Genomic DNA, 25,137 nt, shown 5'->3' with positions numbered 1-25,137 from the left:
GCCCATCGTGTGCCGTTGTATGCAGTCATCAATTAGGGGCATTGTTTCCGATAGGCAACTTGCCGCTGCATCAATCCGCCTTTCAATTCCGCCTGAAACAGCTTCAAACCGTGCAAGGTAATGCCGCCCCGACCCGCCTGCTTGCAGCGCCACGGCGATCCTCCTAACGTCGCGCGAAAACACACCGACACGAGGCCCCAGATGCGCGACGCCGCCCCCACCACGATCTACCTGTCCGACTATTCGCCCTTCGGTTTTCTGGTCGACAGCGTTCACCTGACCTTCGATCTGGCCCCGCACGCAACGCGCGTGACATCGCGCATCGTGTTCCGGCCCAATCCGCAGGCCACCGACCGCACGTTCTTTTTGCACGGTGAAGAGCTGAAGCTGATCCGCGCCAGCATCGACGGCACCCCGATCACTCCTGACGTCACCGACAAAGGCCTGACCGCCAGCGTCCCCAATGCCCCCTTCGTCTGGGAGGCCGAGGTCGAGATCGACCCCGGCAACAACACCGCGCTCGAAGGGCTCTACATGTCCAACGGCATGTACTGCACCCAGTGCGAGGCCGAGGGGTTCCGCAAGATCACTTTCTATCCCGATCGGCCCGACGTTATGTCGACCTTCACCGTGCGCATCAACGGCGACCTGCCGGTGCTGCTGTCGAACGGCAACCCGACGGGCAAGGGCGAAGGCTGGGCCGAATGGACCGACCCCTGGCCCAAGCCCGCCTATCTATTCGCTCTGGTCGCCGGCGACCTGCTTGCCCATTCCGACAGTTTCACCACCAGATCGGGCCGCCAGGTGGATCTGAACCTGTGGGTCCGCCCCGGGGACGAGGGCAAATGCGCCTTCGGCATGGAGGCCCTGAAGCGGTCGATGAAATGGGACGAGAATGTCTATGGCCGCGAATACGATCTGGACGTGTTCAACATCGTCGCCGTGGATGACTTCAACATGGGCGCGATGGAGAACAAGGGACTGAACATCTTCAACTCGTCGGCGGTGCTGGCCAGCCCTGAAACCTCGACCGACGCCAATTTCGAACGGATCGAGGCGATCATTGCGCATGAGTATTTCCACAACTGGACCGGCAACCGCATCACCTGCCGCGACTGGTTCCAGCTGTGCCTGAAAGAGGGGCTGACCGTGTTCCGCGATGCGCAGTTCACCTCGGACATGCGCTCGGCCCCGGTCAAGCGCATCCATGACGTGATCGACCTGCGCGCGCGCCAGTTCCCCGAGGACAACGGGCCGCTGTCGCACCCCGTGCGCCCCGAAAGCTTTCAAGAGATCAACAACTTCTACACCGCGACCGTCTATGAAAAAGGCGCCGAGGTGATCGGCATGCTGAAAACGCTGGTAGGGGACGAGGCCTATTCCAAGGCGCTGGACCTGTATTTCGAACGCCATGACGGGCAGGCCTGCACGATCGAAGACTGGCTGAAAGTGTTCGGGGACACGACCGGCCGCGACCTGACCCAGTTCAAGCGCTGGTACAGCCAGTCCGGCACGCCCCGGGTGAAGGTCGAGGAGGATTGGGCCGACGGCACCTATACCCTGACCCTGTCCCAGAGCACCCCACCCACGCCCGGCCAACCCGAAAAGCTGCCGCAGGTGATCCCCGTGGCCGTGGGTCTGCTGGGCCCCAATGGCGACGAGGTGCGCGGCACCGAGGTGCTAGAACTGACCGAAGCGCGCCAGAGCTTCACCTTCGAAGGGCTGGCCGCGCGGCCCGTCGCCTCGATCCTGCGGGGGTTCTCGGCGCCGGTGATCCTTGAACACGACCGCCCGAACGCCGAACGCGCATTTTTGCTGGCCCATGACACGGATCCGTTCAACCGGTGGGAGGCCGGGCGGACGCTGGCGCAAGACAGTTTGCTGCGCATGATCACCCAGGACGCGCCCCCCGATGCGGAATATCTGGATGGCCTGCTGGCTGTTCTGCGCGACGCCGATCTGGACCCGGCCTATCGCGCGCTGATGCTGGGCCTGCCGACCCAGTCGGAACTGGCCGCCGCGCTGCACGAACAGGGCGAAACGCCCGACCCGATGGCGATCTGGCGTGCGGTCGAGACCCTGCGCCAGGCCACTGCCCAGCACATGCAGGACCTGCTGCCCCGCCTGCACTCCGAGGCGCTGGTCGACGGCCCTTATTCGCCCGATGCCGAACAGGCGGGCAAGCGCACCCTGGGCAGCGCCGCGCTGGCGCTGACCACCCGGCTGGACGGCGGCGCCATGGCGGCCGAGGTCTATGCCAAAGCCGACAACATGACCCTGCAGCTCAGCGCTCTGTCCTGCCTGCTGCGTGCCGGCAAAGGTCAGTCGGAACTGGCGGCATTCTACGACCAGTGGCACGACGACCGGCTGGTTCTGGACAAATGGTTTGGGCTTCAGGCCTCGCTTGCCGCACCGGATGATGCGCCGCGGATCGCCCGCACCTTGTCCGAGCATCCCGATTTCAACTGGAAGAACCCCAACCGGTTCCGTGCGCTGATGGGTGGGCTGGCGATGAACCACGCCGGGTTCCACCATGCCGGCGGCGCGTCCTACGCCTTGCTGGCCGACTGGCTGATCCGGCTGGACCCGGTCAACCCGCAGACCACCGCGCGCATGTGCACCGCCTTCCAGACCTGGAAACGCTATGACGCCGACCGTCAGGAGCTGATCCGCGCGCAGCTGACCCGCATCGCCGAAACCCCGAACCTGTCGCGCGACACGACCGAGATGGTCTCGCGCATCCTCGGGGCATGACGGCGCCCGAGGGCTCCGGGTTCCGCTTTACCCGCCACAACCGGTCGCCCCGCAGCATCGTCATTCTGGCGGCTGTATATGCGGGGCTGCTGGCGCTGGTGTTGGTTTTCGACGCGGCCTGGTGGCTGATCGGGTTGCTGGCGCTGGGCACCCTGCCCGCGCTGTGGGACGTGCTGCGCGACACCGACGCCGGGCTGAACCTGGACCCGGTAAAACTGCGCTGGCATTCGGGCGATCGGCAGGGCGAGATCGACGTGACCGAGATCGACTTCTTCCGCTTCGACACGCGCTGGGACTTCTCGGTGCGCGTGTCGATCATCCTGACCAACGGCAAACGCCTGCGCCTGCCCGACGAAGCCCTGCCGCCGCACAAACAGCTGGAACAGGCGCTGCAACAGGCTGGATTTCGGGTTGACCGACACCATTTCACGGTATTCTGAAACGATTCACGGAATCCGCGTCGATTGATCCTGTCTGATCCATTGAAGCAGAAAGTTTAATGTTAGAATCCTTGAACTGGTCACAATTCCGGTTCAGAATTCATCGTTAGTTAACAAGTTTGTACAGTTTCGAGTGTTTTCGATGTTCCGGTCGTTCTGGGCAGGTCTTGCCCGTATCAATCCCATATCAAGTCACGTGGCTCCGGTTTCGGACGCGGGTTCCCGCTGTCTGGAAGATGTCGGGCGTCTCAATATTCCCGTTGCGGAACTGGGTGCGGCTGACCTGATCGGGCGGGACATGATCGAACGCGGGCGCCATCTTGCTCGGCAGGATCGTTGGGCCGAACTGTCAGCCGAGATCCGGGCCGCGGACCAAGCGCGGACAACAGCCCCGGACGGGCTGCCCATCGCCGATCTTCTGGCATTTGGCGCGCGATCGGATGTTGTCCTGGCCGCCGAACACGCGCTGTCCGACGGCGGTGCGATCGCCGAGTACGACCTGCTTGGCGGTATTTCCGAGCTTGAGGGTGTGAAACAGGATCATCCCGATGATCCGATGATTGCTCTCATCGTCGCTCTGGCCCACATCGATCTGGCATGGGCGTGGCGTGGCACGGCTCTGGACGCGGCGCTACCGCCGCTGCATCGTTCACGCTGTGCTGCACATTTTGACCGGGCTGCAGCCATCCTGCCCGAGTGCCGCAAGGCGCTGCCGGACAGCCCTGTGGTCGCCGCCGCCGACTGTGCCCTGCTGGCTGGTCAGCGCACCCAGCGGGCCCGGGTGGCGGATCAGTACGAACGCCTTATTTCGCTGGATCCGCGAAACCATCGACACATGCGCGCGATGGGCAGCCACCTGCTGCCGCGATGGTTCGGCAGCTATGAAGAGCTTGAGGTGCAGGCCCTGCGCAATGCCGCGAACACGCGCGACACGTGGGGTGCCGGCGGATACACCTGGGTTCAGTTCGACGCAATTGCATTGGATGAACAAGCCTGCGCGCGGCTGGACGTCGAGTATTTTCTAGAAGGTCTGCGCGACATCGTGCAACGGATGCCGGACCAGCAAACGATCAATCTGCTGGCCTCGTATTGCGCGATCACGGTGCAGAATGGGTTCGGTCTGGACGACAAGGCCGATCTGGTCCGGTCCCAAATCCGGGAGGCCGCTCAATGGCTGATCCGCGATCATTTGACCGAACTGCATCCGCTCATCTGGGCCCACGCGGCCAACGGGTTCAACAATTCGGTCCGCGTCAACTCACCCGAGCGGTTCGCGGCACGTGGACAACGTGACGCCTTGCGCGCCATCGGTGATCTGTTCCGCGAGGAACTGCGCAACGGGACCGACGTGACCTTCACGCCTTCAGGTCTGCAACTGACCAGCCACTGAGAATTGCGTCTCGGCGCCCTTTGCCCCTTGCCCCTAGGCCTTGCCGGGCATAATACCCATGCCTGAACTTCTGCGGAAATGAGGCGCGCCATGCTCGACTTGACCTATGAACTGCCCAAACCCAAGACCATCGCCGGTGCCAAGCACGATTGGGAACTGGTGATCGGGATGGAGGTGCACGCGCAGGTCTCGTCCAATGCCAAGCTGTTCTCGGGGGCCTCGACCAAATTCGGGGCCGAGCCGAATTCGAACGTGTCTTTCGTGGATGCGGCCATGCCGGGCATGCTGCCGGTGATCAACGAATTCTGCGTGGAACAGGCGGTGCGCACGGGCCTTGGCCTGAAGGCGCAGATCAACCTGAAATCGGCCTTTGACCGCAAGAACTATTTCTATCCCGACCTGCCGCAGGGCTATCAGATTTCCCAGCTTTACCACCCGATCGTAGGCGAAGGCGAAGTTCTGGTGGAACTGGGCGACGGCACCGCGCGCATGGTGCGCATCGAGCGTATCCACATGGAACAGGACGCAGGCAAATCGATCCACGACATGGATCCGAACATGTCCTTCGTCGACCTGAACCGCACCGGCGTCTGCCTGATGGAGATCGTCAGCCGCCCCGACATCCGCGGCCCGGAAGAGGCCGCCGCCTATATCGCCAAGCTGCGCCAGATCATGCGTTATCTGGGCACCTGCGACGGCAACATGCAGAACGGCAACCTGCGGGCCGACGTAAACGTATCGATCTGCCGTCCGGGCGACTATGAGAAATACATGGAAACGCAGGACTTTTCGCATCTAGGCACGCGTTGCGAGATCAAGAACATGAACTCGATGCGCTTCATCCAGCAGGCCATCGAGGTCGAGGCGCGCCGCCAGATCGCCATCGTCGAGGCCGGCGGCAAGGTCGAGCAGGAAACCCGCCTGTATGACCCCGACAAGGGCGAGACGCGCTCGATGCGGTCCAAGGAAGAGGCGCATGACTATCGCTATTTCCCCGACCCCGACCTGCTGCCGCTTGAGATCGAGCAGGCCTGGGTCGATGACATCGCCGCCAAGCTGCACGAGCTGCCGGACGAGAAAAAGGCCCGTTTCATAAACGATTTCGGCCTGACCGACTATGACGCCTCGGTGCTGACCGCCGAGGTTGAATCGGCCGTGTACTTCGAAGAGGTCGCCAAGGGCCGCAACGGCAAGCTGGCCGCGAACTGGGTCATCAACGAGCTGTTCGGCCGCCTGAAGAAAGACGACCGCGACATCACCGACTCGCCGGTTTCGCCTGCACAGCTTGGCGGGATCATCGACCTGATCGCCTCGGACGCCATCTCGGGCAAGATCGCCAAGGAGCTGTTCGAGATCGTCTATACCGAAGGCGGCGACCCGGCGCAGATCGTCGAAGAGCGCGGCATGAAGCAGGTGACCGACACCGGCGCCATCGAGGCCGCGCTGGACGAGATCATCGCGGCCAACCCGGCCCAGGTCGAGAAGGCCAAGGTGAACCCGAAGCTGGCCGGCTGGTTCGTCGGACAGGTGATGAAGGCCACCGGCGGCAAGGCCAACCCCAAGGCGGTCAACCAGTTGGTTGCGCAGAAGCTGGCCCAATAAGACTTTCGGTTTGAACAGGCCGGGCAGCTGGGTTTGTCCGGTTTGTACAAAGCTTTACCCGGAGTTCTTGACGCTTTCCGGGACCGGGGCGGCGCTTGACTCGGGCCGCGGGTTGCGGCCTTTGTCTTGGCCAGAGAGGTGAGGTGCCATGCAGAACAGATTTGACCAGGAGCTGGAGGACCGGCTGGTCCGCTATGCGGCCATCGACAGCCAGAGCGACGAAAACTCGCCCACCACCCCCAGCACGGAAATCCAGTACGACATGCTGAACCTGCTGCGGCAGGAGCTGACCGAAATGGGCGCGCAGGATGTGACCATGACGGACTATGGCGTCGTTCTGGCCACCATTCCAGGCACCGCGCCGGGGCCGACCATCGGCTTTCTGGCCCATGTGGACACCGCACCGCAGTTCAACGCGACCGGGGTCAAGCCGCGGGTCATCAAGGGCTACAATGGCGGCGACATCACCTTTCCCGACGATCCGTCACTGGTACTGTCCCCGGCCGAGCATCCTTATCTGGCCAGCAAGGTCGGTGACGACCTGATCACCGCCTCGGGCGCCACGCTGCTGGGCGCTGACGACAAGGCGGGCGTGTCGATCATCATGACGATGGCCCGGCACCTGCTGGCCGATCGGACAGCCGCGCACGGACCGATCCGCATCGCCTTTACCCCCGACGAGGAAATCGGCCGCGGCGTGACCGAGGCGCTTCCCAAGGATCTGGGTGCCGACTTCGCCTATACGCTGGATGGTCAGCAACTGGGCGAGATCGAATACGAGAGCTTCTCGGCCGACCGGGCGGTGATCCGGATCGAGGGCGTTTCGATTCACCCGGGCCTGGCCAAGGACAAGATGGTGAACGCGACCCACCTGGCGGCCAAGATCGTACAGACGCTGCCGCAGGCCACCATGACCCCCGAAGTCACGGACGGGCGCGACGGGTTCATTCATGTGACCGATCTGAACGGCGGCTCGTCCGAGATGGAGATCAAGCTGATCCTGCGTGACTTCGAGATGGACGGGCTGGAAGCCAAGGGCGAACTGGTGCGCAAGGTCTGCGATGCAGTACAGGCCAGCGAACCGCGCGCCAGGATCAGCGTCGAGATCAGCCACCAGTACCGCAACATGCGCTATTGGCTGGAAAAGGACATGACACCGGTGGATCTGGCGTGCGAGGCCTGCCGTGACATGGGGATCGAGCCGGTCTCGGTTCCGATCCGCGGCGGCACCGACGGGTCGCGCCTGACCGAGTTCGGCACCCCCTGCCCCAACATCTTTACCGGAATGCAATGCATCCACGGGCCGCTGGAGTGGATCTCGGTCCAGGACATGGCGGTGGCGACCGAGCTGTGCCTGAAAATCGCCTCAAAGGCGACGCAGGGGGAAAGCAACAGTCGAGGCTGAAATTCGCCGGGGCGCGAAGTTTTCTGTTCCCCGTCCCGGACGGAACGATACATTGCCCGCCAACACCAGTTCAGGAACCATTGATGCAGCGTTACGAATACAAGGTCGTCCCGGCCCCCAAAAAAGGCACCAAAGCCAAAGGGGTCAAAACACCCGAGGGCCGGTTTGCCGTCACCATCGAGCATTTGCTGAACGAGTTGGGTGCGAAAGGCTGGGAGTACCAGCGCGCAGAGCTGCTGCCCAGCGAGGAGCGGGTCGGCCTGACCGGAACCGCGGAAAACTGGCGCAATGTTCTGGTGTTTCGCCGTGCGGTCGAAACCGAAGTCGCAAACGACGACGTCGCCGCACTCCTGACCCCGCCAGAAGAGGATGACACTCCTCTGGCACGGCCGGTTCCTGGCCCGGACGATGCGGCTGCGGCCGGTCAAGTCGAGGCTCCGGCCCGCATCGCGCAGGATCATGACGACCCGCCGTTGACGCTGAAGCCGGCCAAGTCAGAAGATGCCCCCAAAGCGGATGCCGAGGACGAAAAAGAAAAGCCCGACAGCTAGGCCAAGGCCTCGTCAGGCTGGCGCGGCACCATAGGCGTTTTCGGCCTGCTCGCTGGGTTGAATGTAGAAATACAAAAGGATCAGCGTGCCGATCAGCGGAATCAAACCGATCAGGATCCACCAACCGGAGCGCCCGGTGTCATGCAGACGGCGCACACCCACCGCGATGTTCGGCACGATCACGCCCAACGATACTAGCCACGACAGCGGTTGACCGGCTTCCGAAGCGAAGGCATCGAAGCCAAGCAAAGGTGCCACCACCGCACCGTCGATCAATTGTGTGACAACCAGCACCAAAAAGATCGCCAACACCCACCACCAGAACTCGGAGCGCGGCGCGCGCCCCTGAAAGGTTGCGTATTTTGACAGCACCGTACGAACGGCGTGGCTCATCTGTTCCATAGTTTCCTCCGCGCAAATCACGGGAAACATAGCAGATTATGGAAAAAAGCCGACAATAATCGACAACGTCGGGCGAAAGGCTTCAGTCACCGATGTCCAAAGCCAGGGCGTGGATGCGCGGAACGATGTCGCCCAGGGCCTTGTGAACGGCCCTGTGACGCGCAACGCGGGACTGCCCCTGAAACGCGGCAGCGCGGATTCGGACGTTGAAGTGGCTTTCGCCGCCTTCCTGAAACCCTGCGTGGCCGCGATGGCTTTCACTGTCGTCCACGACTTCCAGCTCACGCGGGTTGAACTCGGCTTGCAGTCGCTGGCGGATTTCGTCGGTCACGGTCATTTTTATGCTCAGCGGCAATTATTTTGCCGCGCCCCTCTTCTACTTTCGATCACTTAGATTAAACTGCTGCCTCCGAGTCGAAAAGACGCGTTCATGAGGATGAGCATATGGTGAAATCAGATCCCTTCGGATTCGACATGTCGGTGTCCAGCGCCAAGAAGAAAAATCCGCGCGGGCGTCGGGGCATGTCGGGCGCGTCCGAGACCTCGACCCGGGTCTGTGACCACGAAGGATGCCAGGAAGCCGGCAAGTTCCGCGCGCCCAAGGCACCGGATGTGCTGGACGACTTTTTCTGGTTCTGCCAGCAGCACGTGCGCGAATATAACCAGAAGTGGAACTTCTTCGACGGCACCACCGAGGCCGAGCTGAACGCCCAACGGTCGAAAGACAAAGTGTGGGAACGCGAAACCAAGCCGATGGGCGACCCCGAGGCGCGGGCCTGGGCCCGGCTTGGCATCGAAGATCCGCATCAGGTTCTGGGCGAAAACGCGACCAAGAACCCCGGTCGGGCCGCAACAGGCCGTCGCCTGCCGCCCACTGAGCGTCGTGCGATCGAAATCCTCGAAGCCAAGGACACTTGGACCAAGGCCGAGGTTCGCAAAGCCTACAAAAAGCTGATCAAGGTGCTGCACCCGGACATGAACGGCGGCGACCGCAGCCAGGAAGAACAACTGCAGGAAGTCGTCTGGGCCTGGGATCAAATCAAGGACAGCAGGAACTTCAAATAAGTTCGGCCGTCGCGGCGGACCGGTCCGTTGCCTGGACGTATTCGGACAGGAAGACCTGCGCCTCGAACCGTTTGAGCGCCCGGCGCGCGAGGTTCGGGAACCCATCGACCAGAGCGTTCAGTTGGTCCCCGAAAATGTCGGCCAACTCCTGCAACCCGTCCGAACTGAGCGTCGTCAGCGCCTCTTCTCCCAGAAACAGGCTTTCGGCGGGGGCACCTTCTGCGAACAGAATTTCGTGACGGTCCAACAGGACATGCACATAGGTCACGCCATCACTCGGACGGACCCAGCGAATTCCGGGCAGGCCGACCAGGTGGCAAGCCGCAACCAAGGCCTCGGACTCGCCGAACAACAATTCCACAAGCGGGCCGTCCAGCAACATACGATGCTGTGGAGATACCCGAAGTGGTCTGGATGGTCGGTTCGGCCCAAGCGCCCCCGGCGCGATTTCGATCGGGCAGAGATGCTGGCTCTGGTCCAGTTGATCCGCTGAAATACGCGCGGATTCCGCCCATCGAACCGGCTGCGCCCCCCGATCCATGGTCAGAACCAGATCTCCGGGTTCCAGCCGATCCACCGGCACTGGCCCGGATGGGGTTTCAATCAGTGTACCCAAGGCAAAGCAGACGACCTCGATCTCGATGGTGATGGTCTGAAACGCCTCGCCACCGCGCAGTTCCCCACCCGGGTTGAACGCGGTGCCAACGCCGCGAACGACAAAGGTGTCGGTATACGTGCCGGGATCGAGGCTGTTGTAGTAGGCGGGGTCCACCTCATAGGTCCATTGCCCGCTGACCAGCGTGATCGACGCCGTTCCGAACTGCGGCGGCGTCGAAATCTCCCAGAAAGTGGCAAATGGCGTCCATCCAGGGCCTGGGACACCAATTGTTCCGTCCAACTCGCCAGTCGCCGGCAAGGGGGGCTCGCCCGTCACCGTGCCGGATGTGTCCCCTGATATGGTCAGAAGGACCGCGTCAAACGGATCAATTGGGGTCGAAACCATGCAAACACCCGACGGATTGCGCCCTGGTGCACCGCCACACCGGCGGCGAATTTCATGACAGCGCGCGTCCCGCTCAAACCAAGAACTGAAGGCATTATATTGTTTGAATTTATTTTGCCTAGTGTCAGCCCGATTAGGCGGATTTGCGTGTTGCCCCACAACGAAATCCCGACCAATCCGAATTGCCGGCGGGTGTTTGTTTCTTGGGTCCGACCCCAACTACGCCGGTGCACACTTGGATGATCTGGGAACCGCATGGTGCGGACTTCCGGTTATCCCGCCCATCCGCAGCCGACCGCCCGTGTATAGAGCCAGTTTCAAAGAAACACCGGACTACGTGACGGCGCGAACGGCTTTCCCTTGCCCTTGCCTGCAATATGTTGCACCACACACTGGTTCAAACCCGGCAAAACGGGCCAAAGGATAAGGACAAGGCGAATGGCTGACGGATCGACCGATATCAACGCAAAACCCACCGAAGAGATCTCGGTCCGTGACGTGTTCGGGATCGACAGCAATATGTCCGTCAAAGGGTTCGCCGAAAGCAGCGACCGCGTGCCGGCAATCGACCCTACCTACAAGTTTGATCCCGAAACCACGCTGGCAATTCTGGCCGGGTTCACCCACAACCGCCGGGTGATGATCCAGGGCTATCACGGCACCGGCAAATCGACCCATATCGAGCAGGTTGCTGCGCGATTGAACTGGCCTGCCGTGCGCGTCAATCTGGACAGCCACATCAGCCGGATCGACCTGATCGGCAAGGATGCAATCAAGCTGCGCGACGGCAAACAGGTGACCGAGTTCCACGAGGGCATTCTGCCGTGGGCGCTGCGCAACCCTGTGGCCATCGTGTTCGATGAATACGACGCCGGCCGTGCCGATGTGATGTTCGTGATCCAGCGGGTTCTGGAGCATGACGGCAAGCTCACCTTGCTGGACCAGAACGAGATCATCACGCCCAACCCCTATTTCCGCCTGTTCGCCACCGCCAACACCGTGGGCCTGGGTGACACCACCGGCCTGTATCATGGCGTCCAGCAGATCAACCAGGCCCAAATGGACCGCTGGTCGCTGGTGGCGACGTTGAACTACCTCAGCCACGACGCCGAGGTCATGATCGTTCTGTCCAAAGCGCCGCATTACAACACCGAAAAAGGCCGCAAGACCGTCAGCCAGATGGTCACCGTTGCCGACCTGACACGGACGGCGTTCATGAACGGCGATCTGTCGACCGTGATGAGCCCGCGTACCGTTATCAACTGGGCGCAGAACGCCGAGATCTTCCGCGACGTGGGCTACGCCTTCCGCCTGTCTTTCCTGAACAAATGCGACGAGCTGGAACGGCAGACCGTTGCCGAGTTCTATCAGCGTTGTTTTGACGAAGAACTGCCGGAAAGCGCGGCCAGCGTGAGCCTGGGTTGATGGCATCGATTGCGCCCAGATCGGGCGCAACGCCCCCGGCGGGGACATCGGGGGCCAGATGAAGACGGGGTCCGGCCACTTTAACCGGGCGTCGGGCCTAAGGGCGTGAGTGAGGGCTGATAGATATGGCGCAGAAGAACGACAACCCTGCTGATCCGTTCAAGAAGGCTCTGGCCGAGGCGACCAAGGTCATGGCCGATGATCCCGAGTTGTCGGTAAGCTATTCCGTCGACCCGTCGGGCCTGTCCGGAGACTCGATGCGCCTGCCGCAGGTGTCACGCCGAATGACACGTGAAGAGGTTCTTTTGGCGCGGGGCACCGCAGATGCCCTGGCGCTGAACCGTCGCTACCATGACGATGCGACGCATGCACGATATGCGCCTCCGGGAGATATGGCGCGCGACCTCTATGAAGCGATGGAAACCGCCCGGTGCGAAGCGATGGGCGCCCGGGACATGCCCGGCACGGCTTCGAACATTGACGTCAAGATCGGCCACGAGGCGTTGCGGCGCGGCTATGACCAATGCAAGCAACCCTCCGAGGCACCGCTTGCGGTGGCGGCGGGTTATCTGATCCGTCATCTGGCGACCGGGCGTGATCTGCCCGCTGCAGCCGAGAACGTCATGAACCTGTGGCGCGGATTCATCGAGGAACAGGCCGGCGGGGTGTTGGAGAATCTCGACGAGGTGCTCTCGGATCAGGCCGAATTCGCCAAATTCGCCCGCCAGATGATCAAGGATCTGGGCTATGGCGACCAGTTGGGTGACGACCCGGACGAACTGGACGAAGATCAGGAAGATCAGGCCGAGGAAGACGCCGAAGAACAGCCCGATCCGGACAGCACCGGCCAGGACGACCAAGACGACCAGGACGCCGACGCGACGCCCGAGCAAACTCAGGAAGAGCAACAGGATCAGTCTCAAGCGCAGGTCTCGATGGACGAGATGGCCGAGGACGAGATGGGTGAAGAAGCCGAGATGCCCGAGGGCGAAGCGCCTTTGGAGCCGCCTGCCCCTCCGCCCGCATCCGAGGCCGATCCGGACTACATGGTCTACCTGAGCACGCATGACGAAGAGATTGCGGCCGAGGACCTTGCCGAACCCGCCGAACTGGAACGGCTGCGGGCCTATCTTGATCAGCAGCTCGAGCCGCTGAAGGGCGCCGTCAGCCGCTTGGCCAACAAGCTGCAGCGCCGCCTTCAGGCACAGCAGAACCGCAGCTGGGAGTTTGACCGCGAAGAGGGCATTCTGGATGCCGGTCGGCTGGCGCGGGTGGTAGCCAACCCCACGACACCGCTCAGCTTCAAGGTCGAGAAGGATACCGAGTTCCGCGACACCGTGGTGACACTCTTGCTGGACAATTCTGGCTCGATGCGTGGACGGCCGATTTCCATTGCAGCGATCTGCGCCGATGTTTTGGCCCGCACGCTGGAACGGTGCAACGTGAAGGTCGAGATCTTGGGCTTCACGACGCGGGCATGGAAGGGTGGACAAGCGCGTGAGGCGTGGCTCAACGACGGCAGACCGCAGCAACCCGGCCGCCTGAATGACCTGCGCCACATCGTCTACAAGGGCGCCGACGCGCCTTGGCGCCGCGCACGGCCCAACCTTGGCCTGATGATGAAAGAAGGCCTGCTGAAGGAAAACATTGACGGCGAGGCGCTGGAATGGGCCCACCGTCGGATGCTGGCGCGTCGTGAACAGCGCAAGATCCTGATGGTGATCTCGGATGGCGCTCCGGTCGATGATTCGACACTCAGCGTGAACCCCGCCAACTACCTTGAGAAGCATCTGCGCGATGTCATCGCCATGGTCGAAAAGCGCAAGATGGTCGAGTTGCTGGCCATCGGCATCGGCCACGACGTCACCCGCTATTATGATCGCGCGGTCACGATCACCGATGTCGAGCAGCTGGCAGGAGCTATGACCGAGCAATTGGCCGCGCTGTTCGACAGCGACCCGCGCGCGCGGGCCCGCGTGATGGGAATGAAAAAGGCCGGCTGAGGCCGGTCTTACCTCCAGCGGGAGCATTTAAGAAGGAAAGGTGAAGGCAGGCGAGCAAGACCTGTAGTGAGCCGAAGGAGAAGCAGATGTTCCAGTCTTTCGAAGTCACGGCGCGGCCCGAACAGGGGCCGCCACGTTTGGCGGCGTTGCGCAAAGAATTGGAGCGCGAAGGACTGGATGGCTTCATCGTCCCGCGTGCCGACGCGCATCAGGGCGAATATGTGGCCGCCCGCGACGGGCGGCTGGCATGGCTGACCGGGTTCACTGGTTCTGCCGGGTTCTGCGCAGCGCTGCGAAACGTGGCCGGCGTATTTGTGGATGGTCGGTATCGCACTCAGGTCAAGGCGCAGGTGGCGCCCGATTTCACGCCGGTACCGTGGCCCGACGTAAGCCTTTCGGCGTGGTTGAAACAGCAGTTGCCCGATGGAGGGCGGGTGGCGTTCGATCCGTGGCTGCATTCCGCCGGACAGATCACGGCAACCCGGGCCGAACTGCAGAATAGCGGGATCGAGTTGGTTCCGTCAGACAATCTTGTGGACCGCATCTGGTCCGACCAGCCACCACCGCCAATGAACCCGGTCAAGGTGCACCCGCTGGAATTTGCAGGCGAAAGCGCCGAAAGCAAGGTTTCGCGGCTGGCTTCGGTTCTGGCTCAGAACGGGAGGTCGGCTGCCGTCATCACGTTGCCGGATTCGGTCATGTGGCTGCTGAACATCCGCGGGTCAGACATCCCATATAACCCGGTTGCGCATGGGTTTGCGATTTTGCAGGCCGACGGGCACGTGGACCTGTTCATGGCCGCAAAAAAGCTGAAGGGGATGGACGAGCATCTGGGGCCGCGCGTTTCGATCCACGAACCCGACGCGTTCCTGAACGCTGTCGCGGCGCTTGAGGGCGCGGTGCAAGTGGACATGGGAACTCTGCCGCAAGCCGTTGCCGATGTGCTTGGCGACCGGGCTGTGGATGGCGGCGATCCCTGCGCCCGGCCGAAGGCCTGCAAGAACGAAGCCGAAATTGCCGGCAGCGCCGCCGCGCATCTTCGTGACGCCGCCGCCGTCATCGAAACTCTGTGCTGGCTGGATGCCCAACCCCCCGGCAGCGTGACTGAAACGCAGGTGGTCACACAGCTGGAGGAGAACCGGCGGCGCGACAATGCGTTGCAGGATATCTCGTTCGACACCATTGCGGGCACCGGGCCAAACGGCGCCATCATGCACTACAGAGTGACCGAAGAAACCGACAGCCGGCTTGAGGACGGTCATATTCTGGTTCTGGACAGCGGCGGGCAGTATCTGGATGGTACCACGGACATCACCCGGACGATCCCCATCGGCACGGTGGGAGACGAGGAAAAAACCTGCTTTACCCGGGTTCTGAAGGGAATGATCGCGATGTCGCAACTGCGCTGGCCCGTTGGCCTGGCCGGTCGAGACATCGAGTGCATCGCCCGGGCACCTTTGTGGGCCGCGGGCCAGGATTTCAATCACGGCGTCGGTCACGGTGTCGGCGCATACCTGAGCGTTCACGAAGGGCCACAGCGCCTGGCGCGGGTCAGCCACGTTCCGCTCGAGCCCGGGATGATCCTGTCGAACGAACCGGGTTACTACCGCGAAGGTGCCTTCGGCATTCGGATTGAGAACCTGCTGGTTGTTGAGGAGGCCCCCGCCCTGCCCGGCGCAGACCCCGAGCGCGCAATGCTGTGCTGGCGGACACTGACATATGTCCCCATCGATCGACGCCTGATCGTCGTCGACATGCTGACCAGTGCCGAGCGTGATTGGCTGAACGCGTATCACCGGGACGTGGCGGAAAAAGTCCGGCCAAGACTGTCACATGCCGCGCAACTGTGGTTGGATGCCGCAACCGGGCCCTTGTGACACCCGTTTGTCACATACTATGGGCATAGGCGAAGGCCTGACCACAACGAGGCCGCGACGACGAGGGAAGGAGCAGACATGACAGACTACATCAAGATCCGCAAAGCACCTGGCAAGTGGTGCGTCAGATCCGGTGGCGCGATTCTGGGCGAAACGACCAACGCCCTGGAACTGTTGGAAGGCGATCTGGCCCCCGTCATCTACTTTCCGCGTGCAGACATCGCGATGGCCTTTCTGGACAAGACCGAAAAGTTGACCCATTGCCCGCACAAAGGCGATGCCACGCATTACTCGATCGTCAACAAGTCGAGCGTGACGCAGAACGCGGTCTGGAGCTATGAAGATCCGATACCCGCCGTTGCCCAAATCAAGGGCTACCTTGCGTTCTACCCGCTGGAGTCGGTGAAGGTCGAACAGATTTGAGGGCTGGACAAACCTGGCCCTCAACTACGTCTGTCAGAAACTGTAGCTGTATCCGAGAATGAGCGAGTGCGAAGAGTAGCGGCCATTCGCGAGATCTGTCGGGATGAACACTTGGGTCGTGGCGAAATCAAGATCGCCGGTCGTCTTGTAGCGGTACCCGATGTCAATGTTCCCGCGTTCCCCTACCTGAAAACGTCCGCCAAACCCCAATTGCCCCGCAATGGCGGTGTCACTGTCATCGACCAGTGTCACGCCAGCACCGGACTGACCGTCGTGGGACACGCGTGCAAACCCGAGCCCGCCACCAACATAGGGCTTGAACCTGCCCTGTACCGGGACGTCATACCAAAGGTTTGCCATCCCGAAGGTCGCATCAAAGCTTCCGTCATACTGAGTAAACGGGCGACCGATTTCCTTGGTATCATTCGAAGCATATGAAAGTTCGATCTCGGCCCGCAGATTCGGTGCGACACGCAGTCCCATGGCCAGACCGTAGGTTACGCCATTGTCGGTTGTGATGGTGCCTTGGCCAACCACGACCGAAGGAACTGTCTGGAAAAAATCAAAATCATAGTCGCCCATATCGGTGATACCGAGAAAGCCGGTCACGTACGGAGCCTCCTGCGCCCGTGCGGGGACAGCACCAATCATCGAAACCGCAACCACCACAGTCAGCAAAGAAATCCGTTCGAAAGACATGTTCAGACCTCCATAAAAGTGACTATCAAGGATAATTCTTCAATCAGGCTAGAATGTTCTCACCTTTTGACAAGGTGTCAAAATCAAAGAGAAACTCTCAGTGGCTGGCCTGCCACTGCTTCGTCATGAGTGTTCCTCGGCCGCTGTTGCGGCCAGTGCACGGTTGTACGCCTTCAATGCGTCCACGTGGTACAAGGCTCCGACCGGTTTCTCGACCCCGTCGTCATCCCGAACAACCACCGGGAGCCAGGTGATTCCGTCTCGATCGAAATACGGCATTGCCGCCTCGAGGGTTGCGCTGGCCCGGACGCAGAGGCCCTGCTCGATCATCTCCTGCACCTCTTCCCTGCTTGCCGTATTCGGATCTCCCAGCGGTCGCATCACGGCCCCGGCGCGCAACATCGCCAGCAAGTAAGCCTGTGGCCCGGCTGCCAAATGCACCCCGCGACGCTCCAGCTGGGTCAGGAAGAAGGACCGGTCCACAAGGCGGGAGGCCAACGCCGTGGACATCGACACCGAGACCATCACGGCAAGCCCGATCTGCCAGTCTCCGGTCAATTCAAACACAATCAACGTGGTCGAGATCGGAGCGCCCAGAACCGCCGCCGCGACAGCACCCATGCCGGCAAAAGCATATAGCGTATGCGTACCCGAAACGCTTGGCAGAAGGCCTGTGGCGATCAGGCCAAAGGCAAGGCCGGTCAGCGCGCCGATCATCAACGACGGAGAAAATACCCCGCCCCCCATACGTCCACCCATGGTTATGGCCACTGCCACGGTTTTCATCACTGCAAACAGGATGGCCGTGGTCAGCACCAGATCTCCGGTCAGGGCACGGATGGTCGTCTCGTATCCGACGCCGATGATATGCGGGAACCACACCGCCAGCACGCCCAGCATCGCGCCGGACACGGCGGGTCGCAGCCAGCGCGGCAGCGACAGGCGCGCCTGCACGTGGTTGCCAAAGTCTTCGGCAAAAAATATCGACCGCATCAGCAGAAGCGAGACCAGCCCGCAGATCAGCCCAAGGATCAAAAAGGCCGGAAGTTCGACGTAGAATTGCAGGGATCCGGGCGTATCCAGGACAAACTCGGTCACATCGCCATATGCCAGCCTGTTGATGACGGTGCCCGCCACCGACGCGATCACGATCGGTGCGAAAGCGTGGACTGCAAAATGGCGCAGCACGACTTCCAGCGCGAACAGCGCCCCGGCGATCGGGGCGTTGAAGCTGGCCGATACAGCGGCGGCCACGGCGCAGCCCAGCAGGTCGCGGCCGGTTATTCCATCCGCGTTGATACGCTGGCATACCCAAGTCGAAAGCACGCCCGCCATGTGCACCACTGGCCCTTCGCGACCCGTCGACCCGCCCGTGCTGAGTGTGATCAGCGAGGCGAAAAACGACGCGACCCCTGCTTTGGTTTCGACCCGGCCATCACTGATCGCGGATCCTTCGATCACATCGGCGACAGACCGAACTCTCCCGTCATCGGTAAAGCGGTGCAGGATGATCCCGACGACCAGCCCTCCAACCGTGGGGATCGCCAAAATCCAGGCCCAGTGCAGTTTCTCGGCAAAGCTGTGCAGAAACAGGATGTCATCGGTCTGATAGACCAGCGCTTGCAGGGCCGCGATCCCCTTGCGAAATCCCAAAGCCATGAAGCCCGCCGTGATCCCGATCACCAGCGCGATGAACCAGAACTGGATCTGGCTTGGCCCGCGGTGCCGCAGTACCCGCCACGCGTCCTTGAGCGCGGCCAGGGCCTGGTTGAGCTGAGTGCGCAGGACGGTTCGGGTTGATTGTGTCATGGGGCTTTGTGGATAAACAGGTATCCCTTACTAAGCCACGCCGGGCGCTTAGAAAAGTCGGCTGACAAGATATTGAAGGCAAGTGTCGCCGCCCGGCTGCATCAGGCTTGCAACAACGAACGGGCGGCCGCGCGGGCTTCATCCGTGATGACGTCGCCCGAGACCATGCGCGCGATCTCGTCGATCCGGTCCGGTTCGGACAGCGGCAGGACAGTGGACAGGGTCTGCCCGTCGGTCACGTGCTTCTGAACCCGCCAGTGATGCGCCGCGCGGGCCGCGACCTGCGGAGAATGGGTTACCACCAGCACCTGCCCGCCCTGCGCCAGCGCAGCAAGCCTGCGGCCCACGGCGTCCGCGGTGGCGCCGCCCACCCCGCGGTCGATTTCGTCAAAGATCATTGTCCGGGTGCTGTCATTGCCCGACAGGCACACCTTGAGCGCCAGCAGAAAGCGGCTGAGTTCCCCGCCCGACGCGATCTTGTTCAGCGGGCCCGACGGGGCGCCCGGGTTGGTGGCCACGGTAAAGGCCACGGCGTCCTGCCCCTCGGGTCCGGGGTCGGCGGGCGTGATCTGGGTTTGGAACACCGCACGCTCCATCTTGAGCGGCGCAAGCTCGGCCATTACCGCCGCGTCCAACCGGCCGGCAGCTTCGCGCCGCAGGGCGCTGAGTGCCTCGGCGGCCGCGTTATAGGTGGCCTGCGCGGCCTGCACCGCAACACGGCGGTCGGCCAGGTCGGCGTCACCGGCCTCAAGCTGGCCCAGCCGGGCGCGCAGCGTGTCGGCGTAACCGCTCAGGTCATCGGGGGCCACGTCATGTTTGCGGGCCAGCGCTCGGATGGCGAATAGACGTTCCTCGGTCTGCTCCAGTTCGGCGGGGTTGAAGTCCAACGCCTCAAGGCAGGCGGTCACGCCGTCCTGCGCCTCGCCCAGTTCGATAAGGGCGCGCCCAAGGGCCGCGATCGGCTCGTCCAGTTGGCCCTCGGCCCGGTCGGCGACGCCTTCCAGCCAGCGCAAGGCATCCGCCATCGCCCCTTCGGCCCCGTCACCGCCCAGCATGGCAAAGGCGCGGGCCACGTCGTCACGGATGCGCTCGGCCCCCTGCATCATCCGGCGGCGCGCGTCGAGTTCGGCGTCCTCGCCCGGCTGCGGATCAAGTTTGTCGAGTTCGGCCACGGAATGCCGCAGAAATTCTTCTTCGCTGCGCACGGCGGCCACGGCGGCCTCGGTCTCGGCCAGGGCCTTGCGGGCCCGCGCCATCTCGGTCCAGGCGGCGCGCACGGCGGCCAATTGCGGCTCGGCCCCGGCATAGGCGTCCAGCATGCCGCGATGGCCGCGCGGGTTCAGCAGGCCCCGGTCATCATGCTGTCCGTGCAGTTCGACCAAGGTTTCCGACAGCGCCCGCAGCACCTCGCCCGAGCAGCGGCGGTCGTTGACCCAAGCGGTCTTGCGCCCATCGGCAGTGTTGACGCGGCGCAGGATCAGTTCCGACCCGCCGGGCAAACCAGCCTCGGCCAGGATCGCATGGGCGGGATGGCCTTCGGGCAGTTCGAACTCGGCCACGACCTCGCCCTGCGCGGCCCCCTGCCGGACCAGTTCGGCCCGACCGCGCCAGCCCAGCACAAAGCCCAGCGAGTCGAGCAGGATCGACTTGCCCGCCCCCGTCTCGCCGGTCAGCGCGTTCAAGCCCGGCTGAAAGGTCAGCTCCAGCCGATCAATGATCAGCATATCGCGGATATCAAGGGCGCGCAGCATCGGGTCGTCAGCGTCCCAAGCCTGTGACCATGGCGATTACAACCACTGGCCCTTGATGGTCTGGCGGTAGATCGTGCTGAGCCAGTTGTTGCCGCGGCTCTTGAGTTCAAGCCCGCGCGAGGTCAGCAGCTTGTAAGCCGCGTCATACCATTCAGACGACTGGTAGTTGTAGCCCAGGATCGCGCCGGCCGATTGAGCCTCGTCGACCAGACCCAAGGCCAGATAAGCCTCGACCAAGCGGTACAGCGCCTCGGCTGTGTGGCTGGTGGTCTGGAAATCCTCGACAACGACACGGAAACGGTTGATGGCCGCGGTATAGTGATCCTGACGCAGGTAGTAGCGCCCAATCTCCATTTCCTTGCCCGCCAGATGGTCGAAGGCCAGATCGAATTTCAGCACGGCCGAGGTGGCGTATTCGCTGTCGGGATAGACCTCGATCACGGTGCGCAGCGCCTGCAACGCCTGGAAGGTCAGGCCCTGGTCGCGGCCGACCTCGTCGATCTGGTCATAGTAGCTGAGCGCCAGAAGGTATTGCGCATAGGCTGCGTCTTCGTCGGTTGGGTAGAAGTCGATATACCGTTGCGCGGCGGCGCGGCTTTCTTCATACTCCTTGTCCGAGTGGAACGCGAAAGCCTGCATGATCAGTGACCGCTTGGCCCAGTCGGAATAGGGATAAAGCCGTTCGACTTCGGAAAAGTACCAGGCCGCATCTGCGGGACGATTCTGCGCAAGCTCGTATTCGCCACGGGTGTAGATCTGCTCGGGCGTAAAGCCTTCAAGGTTCTGGGACTTGTCAGCGCCCTTGTTGCCAAACAGGCCGCCCGCGTTGCCGCAGGCCGTCAAAGTAGCTGCCAGAAGAATCGCGCCCGCAAGCCTGACTGCCGCTTTGGTGCCAACCATACCGCCCATCCTAGTCGTCTTGTCTCTTTGGGTAACCCCGGATTGAGCTTTGGTCTAGCACATAAAATTCCGGTGCAAAACGCCTTATCGGCCCCGCGACCGATTTGTCGCCGGGCCGTGCCGGATCAGGCAACTTCGGGGATTTCGTCCCAGACCAACCCCTGCCCGGGAAGTTGTGCGGCTTGCTCAGGCGTGCACAGCACCGGACGCACGGCGCCAGGCGTCTCGAACAGCTTGCGCAGCAATGTGTTGGTCATGGCATGGCCGGATTTCTCGCCGACGAAATGACCAAAGATCGGGCCGCCGGCCAGATACAGGTCTCCCAACGCGTCCAGCATTTTGTGGCGCACGGCTTCATCCTGGTGACGGAAGCCACCCGGTGTCAGCACCTCGGCCCCTTGAACAACAACCGCATTCTCCAGAGTGCCGCCCAAGGCCAGACCGTTTTCGCGCATCGCCTCGACATCGGTTCGGCGGCAGAAGGTCCGGCAGTCGGACAGTTCCCGAGCAAACGACCCGTTGCGCATATCCAGGATCTTCGATTGGCTGCCGATCGCAGTGTCTTCGAAATCAATGTGGAACTCGATGATCAAACCGTCTGCCGGCCGGATCGACGCACGGGCACCTTCCCGCTCGGCCACGACCGGCTTGAGGACCTCATACGCCAGAACCGGGCTGGCCTGGCGGCGAACGCCCTTGGCGATGATACCGCGCACGAAGTCGATCGACGAACCGTCCATGATCGGAACTTCTGGTCCATCAATCTCGATCAATGCGTTGTGGATCCCGCACCCTGCCAGCGCGGCCATGATGTGCTCGACGGTCGACACCGAAACGCCAGCCTCATTGACCAGGCGCGTACACAGTTGGGTTCTTTCGACCACATCGTAGATGGCCGGGATCAACGCATTGCCCAGTTCGATATCGGTCCGCTTGAACCAGATCCCGTGACCGGCAGCCGCCGGTTTCAGAACCATCGTCGCGGGCTTGCCGCTGTGCAGGCCCACGCCTTTGAACGTGATCGAAGATTTGAGCGTCTGTTGCAAATTGAACCTCGGTGAGCGGTGTCCAGCCTTTTTCGGCTGTGTTGCACCCTCAGTTAAGGAAGCGCGGGTCAAGGCTCAACTCACTCTTTGTAACTGAATGAAACAGTTCTGCAACAGATCGGCAAAACCCTGCTTACTGGCACTTAAACGTTTGCATCAAAAGGAAAAAGGGCCGCCTTTCGGCGACCCCGTGAGTGGATATTGTTACCGCGATCAGTTGGCCTGACGGCGCAGGAAAGCCGGAATTTCGATACGCTCCTGCTCGGGATCGACCTCTTCATGCGAGGGTGCCGTAGCGTCAGTCTGGCGCATCGCAGGCTGTTGCCGGGCCGGTTGAGCGGGGGTATCCGGGGCGTGCCCAGTCATCCGGTCGATCAAACGGTTGAACCCGAACCGCGGCCGTTCCTCGGCGGCGGGCTGGCGCTGCGGCGCCGGTTCTTGCGGGCGCGACGCGGTCAGACGCTGGGCCGAAGTCGGTACGTTCTGAACAGCTGCCTGCAGCCGTTCCAGCGCGGCCGGCGAAGGCGTTCCAGGAGTATGCGGCACCTGTTGCGGCTGATAGCTTTCGGCCGGGCGTTCGACCGGCTCGGGCTGCGGATCGAACTCGGCGCTGCGCGGCTGATAGGCCGGGGGAGGCAGCCCGTCGTCATCGTCCTCGACAGCCTCATCGGCGCCCTGACCGAATTGCAAAGTCGTGTGCGAAGGCTCTTCGGCCGCTTCAAAAAGAGACGGTTCGCGCGGAGCTTCGGGCTGCGGAGCCGGTTCAGCAACTTCCGCCGCGACCGGAGCCGGCTGTGCTGCCTCTTCTTCCGCCGATACGGTGCGGGTCAGAGGTGCGGACATGGACCGACGCGGAGCCGGTGCCTCGGAGCCGCTTTCGCTGGCGTCGATGCCGGTTGCCACGACCGAGACGCGCATCTTGCCTTCCATCTCGGGGTCCAGTGTCGAGCCGACGATGATGTTGGCCTCGGGGTCCACTTCCTCGCGGATGCGGTTGGCGGCCTCGTCCAGTTCGAACAGGGTCAGGTCATGGCTGCCGGTGATGTTGATCAGAACACCTTTGGCGCCCTTGAGGCTGATTTCGTCCAGCAGCGGATTGGCGATGGCCTTTTCCGCAGCCTGGATGGCGCGATCTTCGCCCTCGGCCTCGCCGGTGCCCATCATGGCCTTGCCCATCTCGTCCATCACCGCGCGGACGTCGGCGAAGTCGAGGTTGATCAGGCCCGGACGCACCATCAGGTCGGTCACGCCCTTGACGCCCTGGTACAGCACGTCATCGGCCATCGAGAAGGCCTCGGTGAACGTGGTCTTTTCGTTGGCCAGACGGAACAGGTTCTGGTTCGGGATGATGATCAGCGTATCGACCACCTTCTGCAGCGCCTCGACACCGTCCTCGGCCTGACGCATGCGCTTGGCGCCCTCGAACTGGAACGGTTTGGTCACCACGCCCACGGTCAGCACGCCCAATTCACGCGCGGCCTGCGCGATGATCGGAGCGGCGCCGGTGCCGGTGCCCCCGCCCATGCCGGCGGTGATGAAGCACATATGCGCGCCGGCCAGATGGTCGACGATCTGTTCGATGCTTTCTTCGGCGGCGGCGGCGCCGACCGATGCGCGGGCGCCCGCGCCCAGACCCTCGGTCACCTTGATGCCCAGCTGCACCCGCGCCGACGAGCGGCTTTGCTGCAGCGCCTGCGCGTCCGTGTTGGCCACCACGAAGTCAACGCCGTCGAGTTGTTTTTCAATCATGTTGTTGACGGCGTTGCCACCTGCACCGCCTACGCCAAATACCGTAATCCGAGGCTTGAGTTCGTCGTGCCCGGGCATCGAAAGATTCAATGTCATGCTCTGTCCGCCTGTAATTTTGATCCCGCAAAGCGGTGTTTTTCTTGCCTATCCGCTTGTGATTCTACCTTTCCAAACGTCAAACGTCACGCCAAAAATCGCGTGAATCCACAAAATATGGAAGAAATAAGGCGGTTTTTCGCGGTATTTCGCCCGACTGCGCAAATCTAGCGGTTCAGGGCGGACAGACCACCACACACGCGAAAACCCCCAGCCTGCTTTGGCGGGTGCGATGCTGGACATCCTGTTCAAACTGCGGCTGACTGCTCGGGTCCTGCCGACGAGCCTCTGACGGGCCTTGTCGATATTCTGAGGGATAAATCCCTGCACCGCAACCGGAATTATCAGCTGATGGGAACGGAAGGACAATCCAGGCCGTCGTCCGAAAATCCGCTGACTTCCTGGATTTCGCCATCCCCCAGCCGCGCGATCCTGACCAGCAACCGCCCATCATGCTCGAATGGCCACCAGCATACCGGGCCGGGCTCGGTGTCATAGAGGAAGCACAGCTTGCCGTCAGGCGTCGTGATCTGGCCATAGACACAGCCCTCGCCCTCTCGCCGCCAGACCGAGCGGGTTGGACTGAGGAACTCCTCGGTGCCCACAAGCATACCGCTGGTCAATTCGTGGAACGTGACGGTTTTTCCGACCACCGCGCCCAGGAATGCTTCGGGCGAGATACGGGTCTGCGCGACAGCCGCAGCCGGAACCCAGGCTGCGCAAAACACCGCAGCCCGGAGCAGGTAC

At 62.3% G+C, this 25,137-nt stretch carries 21 protein-coding genes; 11 read left to right on the top strand and 10 right to left on the bottom strand.

All coding sequences use genetic code 11. From position 1 onward, the window contains the following. Window positions 1–201: 201 nt before the first annotated feature. The 6 genes from pepN (at window position 202) to ACR0MM_RS09965 (ending at window position 8,142) form a co-directional block, all read left to right on the top strand. A complete protein-coding gene (gene pepN, locus ACR0MM_RS09990; RefSeq protein ID WP_480695907.1) occupies window positions 202–2,754 on the top strand; it encodes an aminopeptidase N in 2,553 nt (850 codons plus the stop codon). After that, window positions 2,751–3,194 (top strand): hypothetical protein, encoded by a 444-nt coding sequence (locus ACR0MM_RS09985; protein ID WP_480695905.1) that lies wholly within the window; start codon window positions 2,751–2,753, stop codon window positions 3,192–3,194. The genes pepN and ACR0MM_RS09985 overlap by 4 nt, the downstream gene beginning before the upstream one ends. A gap of 142 nt (window positions 3,195–3,336) precedes the next feature. Beyond that, window positions 3,337–4,584, top strand: coding sequence for a hypothetical protein (locus tag ACR0MM_RS09980; RefSeq protein WP_170585778.1), 1,248 nt, complete (start codon window positions 3,337–3,339; stop codon window positions 4,582–4,584). A 90-nt stretch (window positions 4,585–4,674) separates the two neighbouring features. Next, window positions 4,675–6,186, top strand: coding sequence for an Asp-tRNA(Asn)/Glu-tRNA(Gln) amidotransferase subunit GatB (gene gatB / locus ACR0MM_RS09975; protein ID WP_480695903.1), 1,512 nt, complete (start codon window positions 4,675–4,677; stop codon window positions 6,184–6,186). Window positions 6,187–6,334: 148 nt separating this feature from the next. After that, entirely contained in the window at window positions 6,335–7,591 is a 1,257-nt protein-coding gene (gene pepT / locus ACR0MM_RS09970) for a peptidase T (RefSeq protein WP_480695901.1), read from the top strand. Between the two features lie 83 nt (window positions 7,592–7,674). Continuing rightward, a complete protein-coding gene (locus ACR0MM_RS09965; protein WP_480695899.1) occupies window positions 7,675–8,142 on the top strand; it encodes a DUF4177 domain-containing protein in 468 nt (155 codons plus the stop codon). A gap of 12 nt (window positions 8,143–8,154) precedes the next feature. On the opposite strand, the gene ACR0MM_RS09960 is transcribed toward ACR0MM_RS09965, so the two are convergent. Then, entirely contained in the window at window positions 8,155–8,544 is a 390-nt protein-coding gene (locus ACR0MM_RS09960; RefSeq protein WP_480695897.1) for a DUF805 domain-containing protein, read from the bottom strand. Between the two features lie 82 nt (window positions 8,545–8,626). Beyond that, window positions 8,627–8,881, bottom strand: a complete 255-nt coding sequence (locus tag ACR0MM_RS09955; RefSeq protein WP_170527942.1) for a BolA family protein — start codon at window positions 8,879–8,881, stop codon at window positions 8,627–8,629. A gap of 107 nt (window positions 8,882–8,988) precedes the next feature. On the opposite strand from ACR0MM_RS09955, the gene ACR0MM_RS09950 reads away from it, so the two are divergent. Further along, window positions 8,989–9,609: a J domain-containing protein gene (locus ACR0MM_RS09950; protein ID WP_093964862.1), complete on the top strand. Its 621-nt coding sequence runs from the start codon at window positions 8,989–8,991 to the stop codon at window positions 9,607–9,609. On the opposite strand, the gene ACR0MM_RS09945 is transcribed toward ACR0MM_RS09950, so the two are convergent. Beyond that, the gene (locus ACR0MM_RS09945) at window positions 9,602–10,612 is read right to left on the bottom strand and encodes a Hint domain-containing protein (RefSeq protein WP_480695895.1); all 1,011 of its coding nucleotides are present in this window, start codon (window positions 10,610–10,612) and stop codon (window positions 9,602–9,604) included. The genes ACR0MM_RS09950 and ACR0MM_RS09945 overlap by 8 nt on opposite strands. Before the next feature lie 438 nt (window positions 10,613–11,050). Between ACR0MM_RS09945 and cobS the strand changes: the two genes are divergently transcribed. From cobS to ACR0MM_RS09925, 4 genes are all read left to right on the top strand, one after another. Beyond that, entirely contained in the window at window positions 11,051–12,037 is a 987-nt protein-coding gene (gene cobS, locus ACR0MM_RS09940; RefSeq protein WP_093964859.1) for a cobaltochelatase subunit CobS, read from the top strand. Window positions 12,038–12,162: 125 nt separating this feature from the next. Continuing rightward, window positions 12,163–14,040, top strand: coding sequence for a cobaltochelatase subunit CobT (cobT, locus tag ACR0MM_RS09935; protein ID WP_170340929.1), 1,878 nt, complete (start codon window positions 12,163–12,165; stop codon window positions 14,038–14,040). 86 nt (window positions 14,041–14,126) lie between these two features. Continuing rightward, window positions 14,127–15,917, top strand: a complete 1,791-nt coding sequence (locus tag ACR0MM_RS09930; protein ID WP_480695893.1) for an aminopeptidase P family protein — start codon at window positions 14,127–14,129, stop codon at window positions 15,915–15,917. A gap of 78 nt (window positions 15,918–15,995) precedes the next feature. Beyond that, a complete protein-coding gene (locus tag ACR0MM_RS09925) occupies window positions 15,996–16,340 on the top strand; it encodes a DUF427 domain-containing protein (protein WP_170357298.1) in 345 nt (114 codons plus the stop codon). A gap of 33 nt (window positions 16,341–16,373) precedes the next feature. Here the strand turns inward: ACR0MM_RS09925 and ACR0MM_RS09920 are convergent, their stop codons facing one another. The 7 genes from ACR0MM_RS09920 to ACR0MM_RS09890 all read right to left on the bottom strand — a co-directional run bounded on the left by ACR0MM_RS09920 (window position 16,374) and on the right by ACR0MM_RS09890 (window position 25,118). Further along, on the bottom strand, window positions 16,374–17,039 hold the full coding sequence (locus ACR0MM_RS09920; protein ID WP_170434656.1) for an outer membrane protein: 666 nt from the start codon (window positions 17,037–17,039) through the stop codon (window positions 16,374–16,376). A 123-nt stretch (window positions 17,040–17,162) separates the two neighbouring features. After that, window positions 17,163–18,848, bottom strand: a complete 1,686-nt coding sequence (locus ACR0MM_RS09915; RefSeq protein WP_170441941.1) for a chloride channel protein — start codon at window positions 18,846–18,848, stop codon at window positions 17,163–17,165. A 101-nt stretch (window positions 18,849–18,949) separates the two neighbouring features. After that, window positions 18,950–20,599: a DNA repair protein RecN gene (gene recN, locus ACR0MM_RS09910; RefSeq protein ID WP_480695890.1), complete on the bottom strand. Its 1,650-nt coding sequence runs from the start codon at window positions 20,597–20,599 to the stop codon at window positions 18,950–18,952. A gap of 36 nt (window positions 20,600–20,635) precedes the next feature. After that, window positions 20,636–21,499, bottom strand: coding sequence for an outer membrane protein assembly factor BamD (locus ACR0MM_RS09905; protein ID WP_170340921.1), 864 nt, complete (start codon window positions 21,497–21,499; stop codon window positions 20,636–20,638). 125 nt (window positions 21,500–21,624) lie between these two features. Further along, window positions 21,625–22,545: a UDP-3-O-acyl-N-acetylglucosamine deacetylase gene (gene lpxC, locus ACR0MM_RS09900; RefSeq protein WP_480695888.1), complete on the bottom strand. Its 921-nt coding sequence runs from the start codon at window positions 22,543–22,545 to the stop codon at window positions 21,625–21,627. A gap of 213 nt (window positions 22,546–22,758) precedes the next feature. Then, entirely contained in the window at window positions 22,759–24,390 is a 1,632-nt protein-coding gene (gene ftsZ, locus ACR0MM_RS09895) for a cell division protein FtsZ (protein ID WP_170368145.1), read from the bottom strand. Between the two features lie 344 nt (window positions 24,391–24,734). Then, window positions 24,735–25,118 (bottom strand): hypothetical protein, encoded by a 384-nt coding sequence (locus ACR0MM_RS09890; RefSeq protein ID WP_480695886.1) that lies wholly within the window; start codon window positions 25,116–25,118, stop codon window positions 24,735–24,737. Window positions 25,119–25,137 lie beyond the last annotated feature (19 nt).

The organism is Ruegeria sp. BC6 (assembly GCF_056539185.1).
Note: the sequence above shows the minus strand (reverse complement) of the source record. Positions and strands in the feature narration are given on the sequence as shown.